Raw genomic sequence first — 15,438 nt, 5'->3', positions numbered from 1 at the left:
TTAGATGCCGAGCATCTTCCGGATGACCTTGGCGTCGCCCTTGAAGACGATCTTGTCGCCGGCGAGGCGGCGGGTCAGCCTGGAGGACTTGTGCTCGAGGTAGTGGCGGCGGTTGGCCTGCTGGCGGCGCAGCTTGCCGCTGCCGGTCAGCTTGAAGCGCTTCTTAGCACCACTGTGGGTCTTCATCTTCGGCATGGGAACCGATCTCCTTACGTGTCCGCAGGCTGGGCCTGCAGTTCTATCGAGCAGCCACCCTTACGGGCGGCGTGCTGGTTGCTGGCTGCCGGCGGGACTTACCGCCGGCAGTTGTGGACTAAGTGGTTTTCTTCGCAGCCGGCTTCGGCGCTGCCTTGGGGGCAGGGCGTGCAGCAGGCTTGGGGGCAGCAGGCCGGGCCATCGGCTTCGGCACAGCAGCCGGCTTGGGAGCGGCAGCCGGGGTGGCGGCTTCCGTCTTTTCAGCAGCAGCAGGCTTGGCAGCCGGGGCGGCGGCCTTCGGGGCTGCAGCCTTGGGGGCAGCGGCCCTGGGAGCAGCGGCCTTAGGAGCGCCAGCCTTCGGCGCGGCGGCCTTGGTGGCCTCCTGCTTGGGGGCTTCCTGCTTCGAAGCCTCCTGCTTGGGGGCTTCAGCCGGTGCCGCGGCGGCTTCGGAAGGTTCGACGGCGGCTGCCGGCTTTTCCTCCGGAGCCTCGACTGCTGCGGCGGGTTCGGTGGTGATGGCGAAGCCCTCGGGCAGCAGGTCCGCGAGGGACTGCGTGAAGGGTGCCTGGTCATCGCCGGAAACGTCGATGTGGCCGCCCGTTGCCCGGGCTTCGTTCTGTGCCTTGGACTCGGCGCGCTGGGTGGCACGGCGGGCTTCGGCCTTGGCCTCAGCCTTGTTCTTGAGCGGGCCAACCACCATCACCATGTTGCGGCCGTCGATGCGGGGGCTGGACTCCACCACACCGACTTCAGCGACGTCGTCGGCGAAGCGCTGGAGCAGGCGGATGCCCATCTCGGGACGCTGCTGCTCACGGCCACGGAACTGGATCATGGCCTTGACCTTGTCCCCGGCGCCGAGGAAGCGGAGGGCGTGGCCGCGCTTGGTCTCGTAGTCGTGGGTGTCGATCTTCAGGCGGAAGCGGATTTCCTTCAGAACGGTGTTCGTCTGGTTCTTCCGGGCTTCACGGGCTTTGACAGCGGCTTCGTACTTGTACTTGCCGAAGTCCATCAGCTTGCACACCGGAGGCTTGGCCTGCGGCGCAACTTCAACGAGATCAAGATCGGACTCGGCAGCCAGGCGCAGTGCATCATCAATACGGACGATTCCTACCTGTTCACCTGCAGGGCCGACCAGCCGCACCTCGGGGACGCGGATACGCTCATTGATTCTTGGCTCGCTAATGTTAAAGCTCCTGTGTTTGTTGTGGATTCCGGCAAATAGAGAAGGCCCCCAATTGCCGGAGCAATCGAAGGCCTCTGAAAGGTTGGCTGGACTGCCCCACTAAGGGACTGCCCGCACACACCGGCTACTGCCGGCGCCATGCCCAACCAGGTACCCGGCAACCTTGCGTCCCTCAGATGTTCAGGAACATCGAAGGACAACGGCTGACGCGGGTGGGAGAGAACTCCGCTTGCAAACTGCATGCCATTCTACAGAAAAAGATTCCTGTCAACGCCGCGGGGCGCCGCAGGAATCCGATCGTAAGGACAATCTCTGAAATAACAGCATCCAGTCGGTCTGTGTCAAGCTTACCAGTATGAGCACCCCAGACAGTAATTCACATGTTTTCGAGCCTGCAGCTGACGCCGGCGGCGTCTCGCAGCAGATCCGGGACATTTCCGAAGTTCCGGCCATTGAGGTCATCACCACCGCCGCCGTGCACCTGATGAGCGCGGCCGCCGTCAAGCTGGGCCTCGCCGCCGAGGAAAACGCCGAAGAGCTCAAGGACCTCGACGAGGCCCGGAAGCTGATCCACGCCCTGGCCGGTCTGGTAACCGCCGCGGCACCCGAGATCGGCTCCCAGCACGCGGGCCCGTTGCGTGATGGCCTGCGGTCGCTGCAGCTGGCCTTCCGCGAGGAATCCCTGATCCAGGATCCGCCGGGCAAGGGTCCGGGCGAGAAGTTCACCGGCGCCGTCAACTGACGGACGCCTTCCGGGGCGCCGGCTCCGGAGACTGATGACCACCACGGCGGCGGCCGGCCCACACGGGCCTGCCGCCGCCGTCGTTTGTTAACCAACCGGCTCTACGGGCCTGGCGGCTGCGCCCGCGGTCCGGCTCAGGGAGCAAGTCCAGCCCGGGCAGCTGCGCCGGCCACTGAAACGAGTGCAGCCGTGCAGCTCAGGCGGTTGCGCGTCGCCGGCGAACCTGCTGAAGCACCAGTCCCACCAGGCACAGCAGGACTCCGGCGGTGCCGACGGCGAAGAAGCCGCCGGACGGACCGACACCGTCGATGAACACCCCGGCAAGCGGCGCGCCCAGGGCAACGCCGCCGGTCAGTGCAGAGCCGTACCAGCCCATGGCTTCGCCGCGGCGTTCCTCCGAGACCAGATCCGCGACCTTCTCCGACGCGGAGGACAGCACCGGCGCGCAGAGCAGGCCGGGGAGCAGGGAGACCAGCGCCAGGGTCCAGGTATCGTGCGCGAAGCCCATGGGGATGGTGAAGGCGGCCATTCCGAGCAGCAGCAGGATGGGTGACACGGGCCGGTGCATGGCACCGTAAATCAGTCCACCGACCACGGACGCGGCGCACCAGAACAGGAAAACAATCCCGATTTCGCCCTGGTGTCCGCCACCTTCCAGGGCAGCGACGATGCCCACGTCGGTGCCGCTGAGGACCATCCCGGTTCCGGCTGCCACGGCGAACAATGCCGCTACGGTCGCCGTGAACCAGGCGAAGTTGTGCGCCACCCGTCCCCGGATCCCCGGGGCTGGGGCACCTGCCGGCACCAGTTCCGCCGCCGCCTCCTGAAGGTGGGCCGGGGCCGCGGCCACCACTGCCGCTTCGGCGGCGTGGCGCTCGTCCCGGCTGCGCTCCCCCTCGGCGTCTGCGGTCTGGGCCGGGCTGCGGGTGGGTGGGTTGAACCACATGAGGAACAGGCCGGCGAAGGATGTGGCCAGGCCTACAACGGTGAGGCCGGCGACGGTGTGGCCGCTGGTGGCAATGATGGCGCCGGCCGCCGGGCCGATCATAAACACCAGTTCGGTGGTGATCGCGTCGAGGGCGAAGGCCGTGCGGCGCTGGTCCCCCTCAGCGAGGATGCCCAGCGATTGGCGGACCACGCTGAAGATGGGGAGGGTGAGCAGGCCGCCCACAAACACCAGGGGCAGCAGCCACTGGTACGGGACGTGGGGCACCACGGTCCAGATGACCGCTTCGGAAACCACGGATGGTATGAGGGCCTTCCGCAGGCCCACGGTGTCCACCCTGCGGCCCCGCCACGGCGCGCCAACGGCGATGCCGATGGTCATCACGGCGGCGGCGGCTCCGGCGGCGGCATAGCCCTGGTCCAGGGTGAGGACGATGTGCAGGGTCAGCAGCACGCCGGCTGCGGAGTGGGGAATACGGGCGATCATGCCCACCAGCAGCAGGCGCCGGATGGGTTGGACGGCGAGCAACTCCCGGTAGAGAGCGAAATTCACGAAAATGATCCTTAGGTCTGCCGCAGCCTCCCGGGGTTTCCCGCCTGGCTGCCGGCTACTGTATGGCGCGCCTCAACTTGACCTCGATCGAGTCGACCCGCTCCCCAAACAATACATTCCGCGACCACTCGCCCTGGAGCCCCGCCACCAGCTGCTGTACCCCGGCAGCGTCCAGCCCGTCCGCCAGGTAGAGCACCACCTGCAGCTCGGGACCGGCGCCGCCACCGGCAAGGGTTGAGCCGTCCGCTGCGGCGGTGGACACTCCCCTGCCGGGTTTCAGCTGAAGGTCCCGGACGGCGGGGAAGGCCGCTGCAGCCTGCCGCATTTCGGTGGCCAGTTCCGCGTCCGCGTAGGACGGCGACCAGGAGTGCTGCTGGGCCAGCGCCCACAGGCCCGGTCTGCGGACCACAAAGGTGACCCCGGACCCTGGGTCAAGCACCATAAGCTCGGCGCCCTCTGCCACCGCGGACAGCGCGGCCCTGGCGGCGTAGACGGCCACCGGCCGGGCGTCCGGGTGCCAGGCCGAAAGGGCCCCGGCTGATGTGAAGGCCGGCATGGCCGTCCGTCCGTCCGCGGCCTTGAGGGTGACCAATGCCATGTCGGCCTGCTTGTCGGCGTGCAGCCCCGAGTCCGTTTCGGCTTCCTCGGCCAGCTGCGCAACGATCGGGATAAACACCCTGGCCGTGGCCAGCGAAGCCACGACCCCGGCTTCGTCGCCGGTGCCGGACCGGAGTGCCGCGACGGCGGCGAGGTAACCGGCGTCGGCAGCGCCGTCGTCGTCGTCGAAATTGTGGATCCGGGCGTCATCGCCGGCCAGGCTGCGGCCTGCCCAGGGCTGTCCGGCAGAGTCTGAGGCGCCGCCGGCCCCGGCCAACGCGGCGGCGATATGCCCGGGCAGGTGCCGGGGCGCGGGGCTGTCCGGACCGGACTCTCGGCTTGTCATGCGGTTTCCCTGTTGCGCCTCAGCGGCGGCCGGCAACGTCGAGGGCTTCGGGCAGGGTGAAGGCGCCGGCGTACAGGGCCTTGCCCACAATGGCACCTTCGACGCCCAGCGGAACCAGCGAACGGAGGACCTTGAGGTCCTCGAGGCTGGAGATGCCTCCCGAGGCGACCACGGGCTTGCCGGTCTTCTCCACCATCCGGCGGAGGAGCTCCACGTTGGGGCCCTGCAGGGTGCCGTCCTTGGTGACGTCCGTGACCACGTAGCGTGCGCAGCCGGCGTCCTCAAGGCGTGCCAGGACGTCCCAGAGGTCCCCGCCTTCCTTGGTCCAGCCGCGGCCTGCCAGTGTAGTGCCGCGGACGTCGAGGCCCACGGCGATCCGGTCGCCGAAGCGGTCGATTGCCCGGCGGGTCCAGTCCGGGTTCTCCAGCGCGGCGGTGCCCAGGTTCACGCGCGCGACGCCCAAGTCAAGGGCAGCTTCGAGGCTTTCGTCGTCGCGCAGCCCGCCGGACAGTTCCACTTTGATGTCCAGCCGGCCCACCACTTCGCGGAGCAGTTCCGCGTTGGACCCCCGGCCGAAGGCTGCGTCGAGGTCCACCAGGTGCACCCACTCGGCACCCTGGTCCTGCCAGTTCAGCGCAGCTTCCAGCGGGGTGCCGTAGCTGGTTTCGCTGCCGGCCTCGCCCTGGACCAGCCGGACGGCCTGTCCATTAACAACGTCGACGGCGGGCAGAAGTTCCAGGACCGGCAGGTCGTTTGCGGTGGTCATCAGTTTCCTCAGGGTTGGGTGACGGAGTACGCGGGCCCGGTCACGAGCCAGGCAGGGTCAGGAGATACGCGGCCACCAGCGACATCGCGGCCAGGACGTAGAACGAGACCTGGGTCCAGAGCGGTTTGGCCTGCTGGCGGAAGGACAGTGCGCCGCCCACCAGGAGACCGGCCAGGCCCATCAGGACAATGGACCACATTCAGGAATCGCCGCCGGCCGCGGGCTGGGCAGCGGTTTCGGCTGGGGTGGCATCGCTGGTTGCGGGGCGGCGCAGGGCGTCCACCCAGTTGCGCAGCAGCCGGGCTCCGGCGTCCCCGGACTTTTCCGGGTGGAACTGGGTGGCGCACAGCGGCCCGTTCTCCACCGCGGCAATGAACGGAGCGCCGTGCTCGGACCAGGTCACCAGGGGCGCCGCCATACGCGGCTGGATGATGTCGAAGTTCCATTCCTGCACCCCGTAGGAGTGCACAAAGTAGAAGCGTTCGTTTTCGACGCCGGCAAACAGTTTGGAGCCGGCCGGGGACTTCACGGTGTTCCACCCCATGTGGGGCACCACCTCGGCGGGCAGCAGTTCCACCTTGCCGGGCCATTCGCCGATGCCTTCAGCTTCGGTGCCGTGCTCCACACCGGCTTCAAAAAGCACCTGGAGTCCTACGCAGATGCCCAGGACCGGGCGTCCGCCGGCCACCCTGCGGCCGATCAGGCGGATCCCGTCCACGGCTTTGAGCTCGCGCATCACCGTTTCAAAGGCGCCGACGCCGGGCACCACCAGGCCGTCCGCGTTCAGCACGTCCCCGGGCTTGGCGCTCAGGATGACTTCGGCTCCGGCACGCTCAAGGGCGCGGACGGCGGAGCGTACGTTCCCGGAGCCGTAGTCAAGCACGGTGACGGTGGGTTTGCCCTGGGGCGACTCGAGCCGCTGGGCTGCCGAGGGGTCGATGATCGCGCCGTCCTTGAGGATCCGGCCCGTCACAGGGCGCCCTTGGTGGACGGGATGCCTTCAACGCGCGGGTCGGGTTCCACGGCCGTGCGCAGGGCCCGGGCGAACGCCTTGAACTGTGCCTCCACGATGTGGTGCGGATCGCGGCCGGCCATGACGTTCATGTGCAGGCAGATGCCGGCGTGCAAGGTGATGGCTTCGAAAACGTGGCGGGTCAGGGACCCGGTGAAGTGCCCGCCGATCAGGTGGTACTCCTGGCCTGCGGGCTCGCCGCCGTGCACCAGGTAGGGCCGGCCCGAGACATCAACAACGGCGTGGGCAAGGGCCTCGTCCAGCGGGACGGTGGCTTCGCCGAAGCGCCGGATCCCGGCCTTGGTGCCCAGGGCGGTGCGGAGGACTTCCCCGAAGGTGATGGCGACGTCTTCGACGGTGTGGTGGACGTCGATGTGGGTGTCACCGGTGGCCTTGACGGTCATGTCGATCAGCGAGTGCTTGCACAGGGCTGTGAGCATGTGGTCGTAGAACGGCACCGAGGTGTCGATGTCCGATACACCGGTGCCGTCAAGGTTGATCTCCACGAGCACTGACGATTCACTGGTGGCACGCTCCATGCGTGCGGTCCGGGACTCGGCTGCGTTCGATCCGGTGGAACTCATGGTCAAGGGTCCTTTGAGGGAAGTGGGGTGGTGGGACGGCGTGCGCCCCGTTGGTCAAGTCTAGGCGCGAAGCCCGGGCGTCCCGGCAAGGATGCTTTCCAGGGCGGACAGGAACGCCGTTGTCTCCTTCTCCGTGCCTGCAGTGACGCGCAGGTGTCCGGGGATCCCGACGTCCCTGATCAGCACGCCGGCGTCCAGGAGTTCCTGCCAGACCTGGTGCGGGTCCGTGAGGCCGCCGAAAAACACGTAGTTCGAGTCGGACGCCGCGGGCTTGAGGCCCAGCAGCTCCAGCCCGGCCACGATGCGGTCGCGCTGGACCATGATGTCCTGCACGTCCGCCATCAGGGCCTCGCGGTGCTCAAGTGCGGCAAGGGCAGAGGCTTGCGTGATGGCTGACAGGTGGTACGGCAGCCTGACCAGGCGGAGGGCGTCGGTGACTTCCGGGGCCGCCGCCATGTAGCCGAGCCGGGCGCCGGCCAGGGCGAAGGCCTTGCTCATGGTGCGGGTGACGATCAGGCGTTCCCGGCCGGGCAGGAGGGTGAGGGCGCTGGGTGTGCCCTCGTGGGCAAACTCGTGATACGCCTCGTCGACGATGACGATGGTCTGGCTGTCGGCGCCGGCTTCGTAGACAGCCTCAACCACGTCCAGGCCCAGCCCGGTTCCCGTGGGGTTGTTCGGTGAGCAGAGGAAAACGATGTTGGGCTGCAGCTCGCGCACCTGGCGGGCAGCCGATTCGGCACTGAGGCCGTACCCTTCGGCGCGTACCCCTGCGATGTATTCGGTATCCGTGCCACTGGCCAGGAGCGGGTACATGGAATACGTGGGAGGAAACCCCAGGGCGGTCCGGCCGGGGCCGCCAAACGCCTGCAGGATCTGCTGGAGGACCTCGTTGGAGCCATTGGCGGCCCAGAGGTTGGCCTCGTCCAGGCCGTGCCCCAGGTATTCCGCCAGGGCCTTCCGCAGATCGGTGAATTCGCGGTCCGGGTAGCGGTTGAGCCCGGCAGCGGCCTCGGTGACTGCTGCGCTGATGGCGGCACGGACGTCCGCCGGGACGCCATGGGTGTTCTCGTTGACGTTGAGCAGGATGGGAACATCCAGCTGGGGGGCCCCGTAGGGGGTCAGCCCACGGAGGTTGCTGCGGAGGGGAAGCCGGTTCAAACGCTCTAGCTGGTCATTCACCTGAACAGTTTAGTGGCCCTGCCCGGCCCCGGAAAATGTGACGGTCCGGGACTGCCATCCTGCGGGTGGGGTGTCCTTGTTTCCAGGCGTTGGTGCTGGTCCGAACGTGGGGACGAACAGCCCGCACACGCGTTCGAACAGGCTAGTACGTAGGGACGAAGAGCTGCTGGCCGGGGAGGACTGCTCCGCCGGTGAGGTTGTTGAGCTGCACGATGTCCGCAATGACGTCCCGCGCGTCCCGGTCCGGAGCCACATAGCCGGCAATGGCCCACAGTGAGTCGCCCGGCTGGACTGTCACCGACACCGAGGGTGTGGGGGCGAGATCCGCAACGGAGTCGGACGCTTTGGCCGGCGAGGTGAAGAAGCCGGCCAGGGAGAGCAGGACCGCTGCCAGCAGCATCAGCGGGATGCCCACCAGGACAATCCGGCCGCGCCGGGTGAGGCGGAGCGGCGGCAGGGCCTTTGAAGCCTTGGAGCGGGAAACCCCTGCACGCGGAACCTGGTGGATGGAAGCTGCGGGGTGTGCCACCACGGGAAGTGAAACCTGGGTGAGTGATGTAGCTGACATGAACTGAGCCCTCCTGGACCGTACTGTGCTGCCCGGTTGTCCTTCCCAGCAGCCACGCCCCGGCGTATCCGGTATCTTCTTCGAACGGGGCAAGCAAGGAATAGAACACATATTCGAACTTTGCTTCTTCAGTTTTAGCATCTATCAACGAACAATGTCGAGACTCGCTAGAACAAATGTTTGAAAAAGCCTTGTGGCTGGCCTAGCTTTGAACCAACGAACAACCACCTCTGAAGTTGATCACCAGGGTCTGACAATGAGGACGGGACCAACCGGCCCGGGGGCACGGACAGCCCGGTGGCAACCGAAAGGCATTGGCGAATATGGCAGCAGCAGCCGCCGGAAGCAGGGCAACCCCGCAACCGAAGAGGACCGCCAAGGGCCTGACCCCCCGGCAGAAGAAAATCCTCGAGACCATCCAGCGGTCCGTCAATGACAACGGCTACCCGCCGTCCATGCGTGAAATCGGCGACACCGTAGGGCTCGCCAGCCTCTCCAGCGTGACGCACCAGCTCTCGCAGCTGGAAAAGCTCGGCTACCTTCGCCGCGATCCCAAGCGGCCCCGCGCCATGGAAGTCCTGATGCCCCTCACGCTGGACGGCGGCGCAGCCAAAGCGGAGTCACGCCCGGCCAACGGCGCCTCTGCGGGCGGCGCAACCGTCACGGTCCTGCCCACCGCGCTGGATACGGCCATGGTGCCACTGGTGGGCCGTATTGCCGCCGGCGGCCCCATCCTGGCGGACCAGGTGGTGGAGGACGTGATGCCCCTCCCCCGCCAGCTGGTGGGCCAGGGCGAACTTTTTATGCTCAAGGTGGCCGGCGATTCCATGGTGGACGCCGCCATTTGCGATGGTGACTGGGTGGTGGTGCGCCGCCAGGCGGACGCCGTGAACGGCGACATCGTCGCCGCCCTCCTCGATGACGAGGCAACGGTCAAGACGTTCCGCCAGCGTGACGGCCACACCTGGCTGCTCCCGCAAAACACCCAGTACGAGCCCATTCTTGGTGACCACGCCACCATCATGGGCAAAGTGGTCTCGGTGCTGCGGTCCCTCTGACTGTCGCCAAACTCCTGTTCCCCCGAACTGCCGGTACGGCCGGTGGGCTGGCAGCGTCGCTGCCTGCCCACCGGCCGTACTTGTCTCCGCGTCCGGCCAGGGTCTGCAGCTAGGCGTTTTCCCGGGCCAGCCGCTCCAGGGCGGCCACAGCAGTCTTGGGATCCGTTGTGGCCCAGAACGGGGGCAGCGCCCCGCGCAGGAAGCCCGCATAACGTTCGGTGGCCAGGCGGGAGTCCAGGACTGCCACCACGCCTTTGTCCCCGGTGGACCTGATCAGCCGGCCGGCGCCCTGGGCGAGCCGGATGGCCGCGTGGGTGGCCGAGACGGACATAAAGCCGTTCCCGCCGGCCTGCGCCACGGCGCGGGAGCGGGCGGTCATCAGCGGATCGTCCGGGCGCGGGAACGGGATCCGGTCAATCACCACCAGCCGGCATGAACCGCCCGGCACGTCCACGCCCTGCCACAGCGACATGGTGCCGAAGAGGCAGGTGTCGGGCTCGTCAGCAAACTGTTTCACCAACGCGGTCATGGTGGAATCGCCCTGGCACAGGACTGTCTGTTCCAGTTTGGGCCGCAGCGCCTCCGCCGCTTCCTCTGCCGCGCGGCGGGACGAAAACAGGCACAAGGCTCCCCCGCCGGAGGCCGTAATGAGGGTTTCGAGTTCAGCCAGCGATTCCGGGGAGACCCCGCGCCCGGGCTTGGGCAGGTGCCCTGCCACGTACAGGATGCCTTGCCGCGGGTAGTCGAAGGGCGAGCCGACGTCGATGCCCGTCCAGGTGGGGGCACCTTCCCCCACCAGGCCCAGCCCACCGGCTGCGGGTTCAAACGCCGAGCCAATGGCAAGGGTGGCGGAGGTAAGGACCACGGTGTGGCCGGCAAACAGGCCTTCACGCAGGCGGCCCGCCACTGACAACGGGGCAATGTTCACCAGGACCGGGGCGGTCTCGTCTGGCGGCGAATAGCCCTGGCCGGGATCGAAGGTGCTGGCGCGGGAGAACCACACCACTTCGCGGTTGTCGCGGGCTGTCAGGAGCCGCTCACACAGTTCCAGGATGAGCATCAGCCGGGACCGCGCCAGCTGCCGCCCGCCGTCGGCCGCAGCGCTTCCGTCGGCCTTGGAATCGGACAGCGCCGCCCGGCACGCTTCACGGAGCTGGTCCACACAGTCGAGTTGTTCGTCATTGAGCCCGTTGGGCAGCAGGCCGTTGGGGACACCGTCCAGCGCCAACTCCAGGTTCCCGGCGGCGGCGTTGAGCGCATCCACGGTGATGGCCGTGTGCTTCCGGGCTCCGGAGGCGGCGGCGTGGATCATGGCAACGGACAGCTGGCCGGATACCGCGCCCGTCACCCGGTCCTGGAGTTCGTGGGCCTCGTCCACCACCACCACGTCATACTCGGGCAGCACGGCAAGGCCCTCGAACGCACTGACGGCCAGCATGGCGTGGTTGGTCACCACCAGGTCCGCCTCGGCGGCATCCTGGCGGGCCAGCTCGCTGAAGCACTCGGCGGCCATGGGGCACTTCTGTGCCCCCAGGCACTCCATGGAGGTCACGGACACCTGCCGCCACGCTTTGTCGGTCACGCCGGGAAGCAGCTCGTCGCGGTCTCCCGTGGTGGTCTTCTCCGCCCATTCACGCAGCCGGACCACTTCGCGGCCCAGCTGGGATGAGGGACCACCCATCGACGCGGCAAAGTGCGGCACGCTGGTGTCTTCGGCCAGGGAGAACAGCTGGCCCTCGGCGGGTTCCTCGGACGGGAAGCCGCCTTCGAGCTTGTGCAGGCAGGCATAGTTGGACCGGCCTTTGACCAGGGCCACTTTGACGGGCCGCTCAAGGGCGGGGGTGATCGCTTTGAGCAGGCGGGGCAGGTCGCGGCCCACAATCTGGGTCTGCAGTGCCAGCGTCGCTGTGGACACCAGCGCCGGTTTGTTGCTTTCGATGGCATGGGCGATCAGCGGGATCAGGTAGGCCAGCGATTTGCCCGTACCGGTACCGGCCTGGACCAGCAGATGGTTGCCGGTTTCGAGGGCGCGGGCCACTTGGCGGGTCATCTCGTGCTGGCCGCTGCGGCTCTGCCCGCCCATGCCGGACACCGCCCGGTCGAGGAGTTCAATGGCGAACTCCTCGCCGGGTGTGCCCGTGGCGCTCCGCCCGGTATCAGTCATTGCTGGCGAATGGTTCGAGCTCGGCCGCAAGGCCTTCCCGGACCATCACCACGGCCCGGGTACCGTTCTCAACGTGGTCAACGCTGATGATCTCGGCATCCGATTCGTGCAGTTTGCTGATCAGGTCCCCGCGGTCGTACGGGATCAGCAGCTCCAGCTTGACGCCGGGCCGCGGGATACCGTCGCTGATGGCCTGCAGCAGCGCGTCGATGCCTTCACCGGTGCGCGCTGAAACCACCACGTGGCGGGGTTCGCGCTGCTTGAGCCGCTCCACCACAAAGGGATCCGCGGCGTCGGCCTTGTTCAGCACGATGATCTCGGGGACCTTGCGCGCGTCCACCTCGGTGAAGACCTTGCGGACGGCAGCGATCTGCCCCTCGGGATCGGGGTGCGAGACGTCCACCACATGCAGGATCAGGTCCGAGTCCGCTACCTCCTCCAGGGTGGACCGGAAGGCCTCCACCAGCTGGGTGGGCAGTGACCGGACAAAGCCCACGGTGTCGGCAAGGGTGTAGCCCAGGCCGTCCGCGGTCTCCGCCTTGCGGATGGTGGGGTCCAGCGTGGCGAACAAGGCGTTCTCCACCAGGACTCCGGCATCCGTCAGGCGGTTGAGCAGCGAGGATTTCCCGGCGTTGGTATAGCCGGCAATGGCAACGGATGGTACTTCGTTACGACGGCGGTTGGCCCGTTTGGTTTCCCGGGCGGGCTTCATCGCGGCTATTTCGCGCCGCAGCTTTGCCATCCGGGTCCGGATGCGCCGGCGGTCCAGCTCGATCTTTGTCTCACCGGGACCACGTGAACCCATACCTGCGGCGGCTCCACCCACCTGGCCGCCTGCCTGGCGGGACATCGAATCGCCCCAGCCGCGCAGGCGCGGGAGCAGGTATTCGAGCTGGGCCAGTTCAACCTGGGCCTTGCCTTCGCGGCTCTTGGCGTGCTGGGCGAAGATGTCCAGGATCAGGCCGGTACGGTCGATCACCTTGACCTTGACGATGTCCTCCAGGCTACGGCGCTGGGATGGTGCCAGCTCCGCGTCCACCACCACAGTGTCCGCGCCCGTGGACATCACAATGTCCTTGAGCTCCAGGGCCTTGCCCGAGCCCAGGAACGTTCCGGGGTCCGGTTTGGCGCGGCGCTGGACCAGGCCGTCGAGGACCTCGGAGCCGGCCGTTTCGGCAAGGGCAGCCAGCTCGCGCAGCGAGTTCTCGGCATCGGCGAGGGTCCCTTCGGACCACAGCCCGGCAAGGACCACCCGCTCAAGCCGAAGCTGGCGGTACTCGACTTCGGTGACGTCCTCGAGTTCCGTGGACAGCCCTGCGGTGCGGCGCAGCGCCCGGCGTTCCTCCAGGTCCTGCTGGTCGCCGTCGTAGCTGGAATGCTCCTGCTCCTGGTGGGAGATCGCCTGGGCTTTGCCAAAGACTGCCTTCCCGCCGTCGTCCGACTTCCCGTTGCTGCCGGCCGGCACGTCCTTGGAGAGGATCCGGTCGATCACAGCCTGGATGTCGGCGGGGCTGAGGTCCGAGGCGGCGGGATCGGATCCGGGGTTGGGCTGGTCGGTCATGGTCTCCTTTGAAGATTCGGCATTTCCAGAATAGTGCCGATCGCTGTGCTGTGGTGAAGTCTCTGAGCTGGGGTGACGGCCTGCAGTCATCCATGCCTCCTGTTTTTCGCGCAGCCCCCTGGGCTGCGGTTGGCGTGCCTGCACGGGACATCATGCTTTTGCTCCCGGTGCAGGGAAGAAATAGGGCCGGAAAAGGCAGGAGCGCCAGCCAGGCTGATGCTTCGAGGATTGTCCGGCGGCCGGAACAGCGCCGATCGCGGCTGGTCCGGTGCACGAGCGGAAGGTTGGCTAACCTGCGTCGCTGTGGGACGGGGCACGGGGCGGGCGGGGCCCGGCGCGTGCTACTCGAAGATCAGGAACATGCTCCCAACACTAGCAGAGCGCCAAAGTACGCGGTTTCCCATTACGCTCCAAGGGGAACTATTCTGGCTCGTTATGGAGTCAGCACATTATTTCAGCGCATCACCCGCCGGCCCTTTTACCCGCAAGCCGCTCACCGTGGATCTCGCCGGCGAAACCCGGCACCTCCACACCTCCGCAGGCATCTTCAGCCCTGACGGCATCGATAAGGGAACCGCTGTCCTCCTGGCCGAAGTCCCGGCGCCCTCCCCGCAGGGAAACCTGCTGGACATTGGCTGCGGGTGGGGCCCGATCGCCCTGACCATGGCGCTGCTGGCACCCGAAGCCACAGTCCACGCCGTGGACGTCAATGAACGGTGCATCACGCTGACCAACGAAAACGCGGCGGCCCTGGGGCTGGCCAATGTGGCAGCAGCCCTTCCGGATGCGGTGGATCCGGGGGTGCGCTTCGACACCATCTGGTCCAATCCGCCCATCCGGATCGGCAAGGACGAGCTGCATTCCCTGCTTCGGCTCTGGCTGCCCCGGCTGGCCCCGGGCGGCACCGCCTGGTTGGTGGTCCAGAAGAACCTCGGCTCGGATTCACTTCAGCGGTGGCTTGCCTCGGAGCTGGACGCCACGTTCAGCGTGACCCGCGAATCCACGGCCAAGACGTTCCGGATCCTGAAGGTCAGGAAAGCGTCCCTGTCGCCACAATAACGGCGGGGCCGCTGAGCTCCACGTGTTCGTGGCCGCCGGGCCCGGCGAAGAACTTCACGCCCACCGCACCGCCGGGGACGTTGACCTGCCACGTGTCCGGGGCTTCGGCCCCAGCCCAGTGACGGATGGCCACAGCCGCAGCGCAGGCCCCGGTGCCGCAGGACTGGGTCTCCCCCACGCCGCGCTCGTGCACCCGCATGGTGACCGACCCGACGCCGTTGTGCACCAGCGGGTCGGCGGGGACCACAAATTCGACGTTGGTGCCGTGGGGCGGCACGGGCTCCACGGTGGGCGCTGTGTACAGCCGGGTGGCGCTGAGTTCAGAAAGTTCGGCCAGGGCAACTACGGTGTGCGGGTTGCCCATGCTGATGGACAGGGCAGGCCGCGGCACTTCGAGGCCGTCGGCGGTGACCAGCGAGTCCATGGCCTTGGCGGTGGCATCGCCGGGGAAGATGAACTCCCAGGGGCCCATGTCCACCGCGTAGCCGTCGCCCGTCCGGACCACGGTCTTGACGCCGCCGCGCGTGCCGATGGTGAGGGCGCCGCCGTCGGGCAGGTCGATCAGGCCTTCGGCGCGCAGGAAGTGGACAAAGACACGCACGCCGTTGCCGCACATTTCGGACAGTGAGCCGTCCCCGTTCCGGTAGTCCATGAACCATTCGGCGTCGGGGCTGGAGGCCAGCAGGTCGCGGCCTTCGGGCAGGAATCGGGAAGGGACAGCGCGGATGAGGCCGTCCGCACCGATGCCGCGGTGCCTGTCGCACAGCGCAGCAACGTGGTCTGCGCCGATAACGGAGGTTCCCTCAGGATCGGCCACCAGGACGAAGTCGTTGCCGGTGCCGTGTCCTTTGGCGAACCGGAGGCCGGCAAGGTCGGGCAGGGCCGGGGTGGCGGTGTGTGCGGTGGCTGCGTCCATGGGTCCTAGG

At 67.5% G+C, this 15,438-nt stretch carries 16 protein-coding genes; 3 read left to right on the top strand and 13 right to left on the bottom strand.

Annotated elements, in window-relative coordinates:
• Positions 1–195, bottom strand: coding sequence for a 50S ribosomal protein L35 (gene rpmI / locus ACRB8A_RS07015; RefSeq protein WP_009358635.1), 195 nt, complete (start codon positions 193–195; stop codon positions 1–3).
• Positions 196–313: 118 nt separating this feature from the next.
• Positions 314–1,336: a translation initiation factor IF-3 gene (gene infC, locus ACRB8A_RS07010; RefSeq protein WP_432245895.1), complete on the bottom strand. Its 1,023-nt coding sequence runs from the start codon at positions 1,334–1,336 to the stop codon at positions 314–316.
• 397 nt (positions 1,337–1,733) lie between these two features.
• On the opposite strand from infC, the gene ACRB8A_RS07005 reads away from it, so the two are divergent.
• Entirely contained in the window at positions 1,734–2,120 is a 387-nt protein-coding gene (locus ACRB8A_RS07005) for a DUF1844 domain-containing protein (protein WP_050685692.1), read from the top strand.
• 196 nt (positions 2,121–2,316) lie between these two features.
• Here the strand turns inward: ACRB8A_RS07005 and ACRB8A_RS07000 are convergent, their stop codons facing one another.
• The 8 genes from ACRB8A_RS07000 to ACRB8A_RS06965 all read right to left on the bottom strand — a co-directional run bounded on the left by ACRB8A_RS07000 (position 2,317) and on the right by ACRB8A_RS06965 (position 8,670).
• Complete coding sequence (locus tag ACRB8A_RS07000) at positions 2,317–3,618, bottom strand: MFS transporter (RefSeq protein WP_050685693.1); 1,302 nt, start codon at positions 3,616–3,618, stop codon at positions 2,317–2,319.
• Between the two features lie 55 nt (positions 3,619–3,673).
• On the bottom strand, positions 3,674–4,561 hold the full coding sequence (locus tag ACRB8A_RS06995; RefSeq protein ID WP_432245894.1) for an SseB family protein: 888 nt from the start codon (positions 4,559–4,561) through the stop codon (positions 3,674–3,676).
• Positions 4,562–4,580: 19 nt separating this feature from the next.
• Positions 4,581–5,327: a bifunctional 1-(5-phosphoribosyl)-5-((5-phosphoribosylamino)methylideneamino)imidazole-4-carboxamide isomerase/phosphoribosylanthranilate isomerase PriA gene (gene priA / locus ACRB8A_RS06990; protein ID WP_050685694.1), complete on the bottom strand. Its 747-nt coding sequence runs from the start codon at positions 5,325–5,327 to the stop codon at positions 4,581–4,583.
• Positions 5,328–5,367: 40 nt separating this feature from the next.
• Positions 5,368–5,526 (bottom strand): hypothetical protein, encoded by a 159-nt coding sequence (locus tag ACRB8A_RS06985; RefSeq protein ID WP_164468838.1) that lies wholly within the window; start codon positions 5,524–5,526, stop codon positions 5,368–5,370.
• On the bottom strand, positions 5,527–6,300 hold the full coding sequence (hisH, locus tag ACRB8A_RS06980; protein WP_050685695.1) for an imidazole glycerol phosphate synthase subunit HisH: 774 nt from the start codon (positions 6,298–6,300) through the stop codon (positions 5,527–5,529).
• Positions 6,297–6,923 (bottom strand): imidazoleglycerol-phosphate dehydratase HisB, encoded by a 627-nt coding sequence (hisB, locus tag ACRB8A_RS06975; RefSeq protein WP_432245893.1) that lies wholly within the window; start codon positions 6,921–6,923, stop codon positions 6,297–6,299. Before hisB ends, hisH begins: the two co-directional genes overlap by 4 nt.
• A gap of 60 nt (positions 6,924–6,983) precedes the next feature.
• Positions 6,984–8,102 carry a histidinol-phosphate transaminase gene (locus ACRB8A_RS06970; protein WP_432245892.1) on the bottom strand — a complete coding sequence of 373 codons (1,119 nt, stop codon included), beginning with the start codon at positions 8,100–8,102 and terminating at the stop codon, positions 6,984–6,986.
• A gap of 142 nt (positions 8,103–8,244) precedes the next feature.
• A complete protein-coding gene (locus ACRB8A_RS06965; protein ID WP_432245891.1) occupies positions 8,245–8,670 on the bottom strand; it encodes a LysM peptidoglycan-binding domain-containing protein in 426 nt (141 codons plus the stop codon).
• A 323-nt stretch (positions 8,671–8,993) separates the two neighbouring features.
• Here ACRB8A_RS06965 and lexA point away from each other — a divergent pair, with 323 nt between their 5' ends.
• Entirely contained in the window at positions 8,994–9,728 is a 735-nt protein-coding gene (gene lexA, locus ACRB8A_RS06960) for a transcriptional repressor LexA (protein ID WP_056595899.1), read from the top strand.
• A gap of 109 nt (positions 9,729–9,837) precedes the next feature.
• Here lexA and ACRB8A_RS06955 read toward each other — a convergent pair whose 3' ends face one another.
• Together ACRB8A_RS06955 and hflX are read right to left on the bottom strand one after the other, a co-directional pair.
• Positions 9,838–11,892, bottom strand: coding sequence for an ATP-dependent DNA helicase (locus ACRB8A_RS06955; RefSeq protein WP_432245890.1), 2,055 nt, complete (start codon positions 11,890–11,892; stop codon positions 9,838–9,840).
• Positions 11,885–13,453 carry a GTPase HflX gene (gene hflX, locus ACRB8A_RS06950; protein ID WP_432245889.1) on the bottom strand — a complete coding sequence of 523 codons (1,569 nt, stop codon included), beginning with the start codon at positions 13,451–13,453 and terminating at the stop codon, positions 11,885–11,887. Before hflX ends, ACRB8A_RS06955 begins: the two co-directional genes overlap by 8 nt.
• A gap of 435 nt (positions 13,454–13,888) precedes the next feature.
• On the opposite strand from hflX, the gene ACRB8A_RS06945 reads away from it, so the two are divergent.
• Positions 13,889–14,512: a class I SAM-dependent methyltransferase gene (locus ACRB8A_RS06945; protein WP_050685701.1), complete on the top strand. Its 624-nt coding sequence runs from the start codon at positions 13,889–13,891 to the stop codon at positions 14,510–14,512.
• Here ACRB8A_RS06945 and dapF read toward each other — a convergent pair.
• Positions 14,484–15,428 (bottom strand): diaminopimelate epimerase, encoded by a 945-nt coding sequence (gene dapF, locus ACRB8A_RS06940; protein ID WP_050685712.1) that lies wholly within the window; start codon positions 15,426–15,428, stop codon positions 14,484–14,486. The genes ACRB8A_RS06945 and dapF overlap by 29 nt on opposite strands.
• Positions 15,429–15,438: the final 10 nt, after the last annotated feature.

The sequence above is a fragment of the Arthrobacter sp. G.S.26 genome (assembly GCF_050847375.1).
GTDB lineage: Bacteria > Actinomycetota > Actinomycetes > Actinomycetales > Micrococcaceae > Arthrobacter.
Note: the sequence above shows the minus strand (reverse complement) of the source record. Positions and strands in the feature narration are given on the sequence as shown.

Coding starts and splice junctions, on each gene's coding strand:
- ACRB8A_RS06955 (WP_432245890.1), bottom strand. CDS start 11,892: ATGACTGATACCGGGCGGAGCGCCACGGGCACACCCGGCGAGGAGTTC.
- priA (WP_050685694.1), bottom strand. CDS start 5,327: ATGACCACCGCAAACGACCTGCCGGTCCTGGAACTTCTGCCCGCCGTC.
- ACRB8A_RS07005 (WP_050685692.1), top strand. CDS start 1,734: ATGAGCACCCCAGACAGTAATTCACATGTTTTCGAGCCTGCAGCTGAC.
- ACRB8A_RS06945 (WP_050685701.1), top strand. CDS start 13,889: ATGGAGTCAGCACATTATTTCAGCGCATCACCCGCCGGCCCTTTTACC.
- dapF (WP_050685712.1), bottom strand. CDS start 15,428: ATGGACGCAGCCACCGCACACACCGCCACCCCGGCCCTGCCCGACCTT.
- lexA (WP_056595899.1), top strand. CDS start 8,994: ATGGCAGCAGCAGCCGCCGGAAGCAGGGCAACCCCGCAACCGAAGAGG.
- hflX (WP_432245889.1), bottom strand. CDS start 13,453: ATGACCGACCAGCCCAACCCCGGATCCGATCCCGCCGCCTCGGACCTC.
- ACRB8A_RS06995 (WP_432245894.1), bottom strand. CDS start 4,561: ATGACAAGCCGAGAGTCCGGTCCGGACAGCCCCGCGCCCCGGCACCTG.
- rpmI (WP_009358635.1), bottom strand. CDS start 195: ATGCCGAAGATGAAGACCCACAGTGGTGCTAAGAAGCGCTTCAAGCTG.
- ACRB8A_RS06965 (WP_432245891.1), bottom strand. CDS start 8,670: ATGTCAGCTACATCACTCACCCAGGTTTCACTTCCCGTGGTGGCACAC.
- ACRB8A_RS06985 (WP_164468838.1), bottom strand. CDS start 5,526: ATGTGGTCCATTGTCCTGATGGGCCTGGCCGGTCTCCTGGTGGGCGGC.
- hisB (WP_432245893.1), bottom strand. CDS start 6,923: ATGAGTTCCACCGGATCGAACGCAGCCGAGTCCCGGACCGCACGCATG.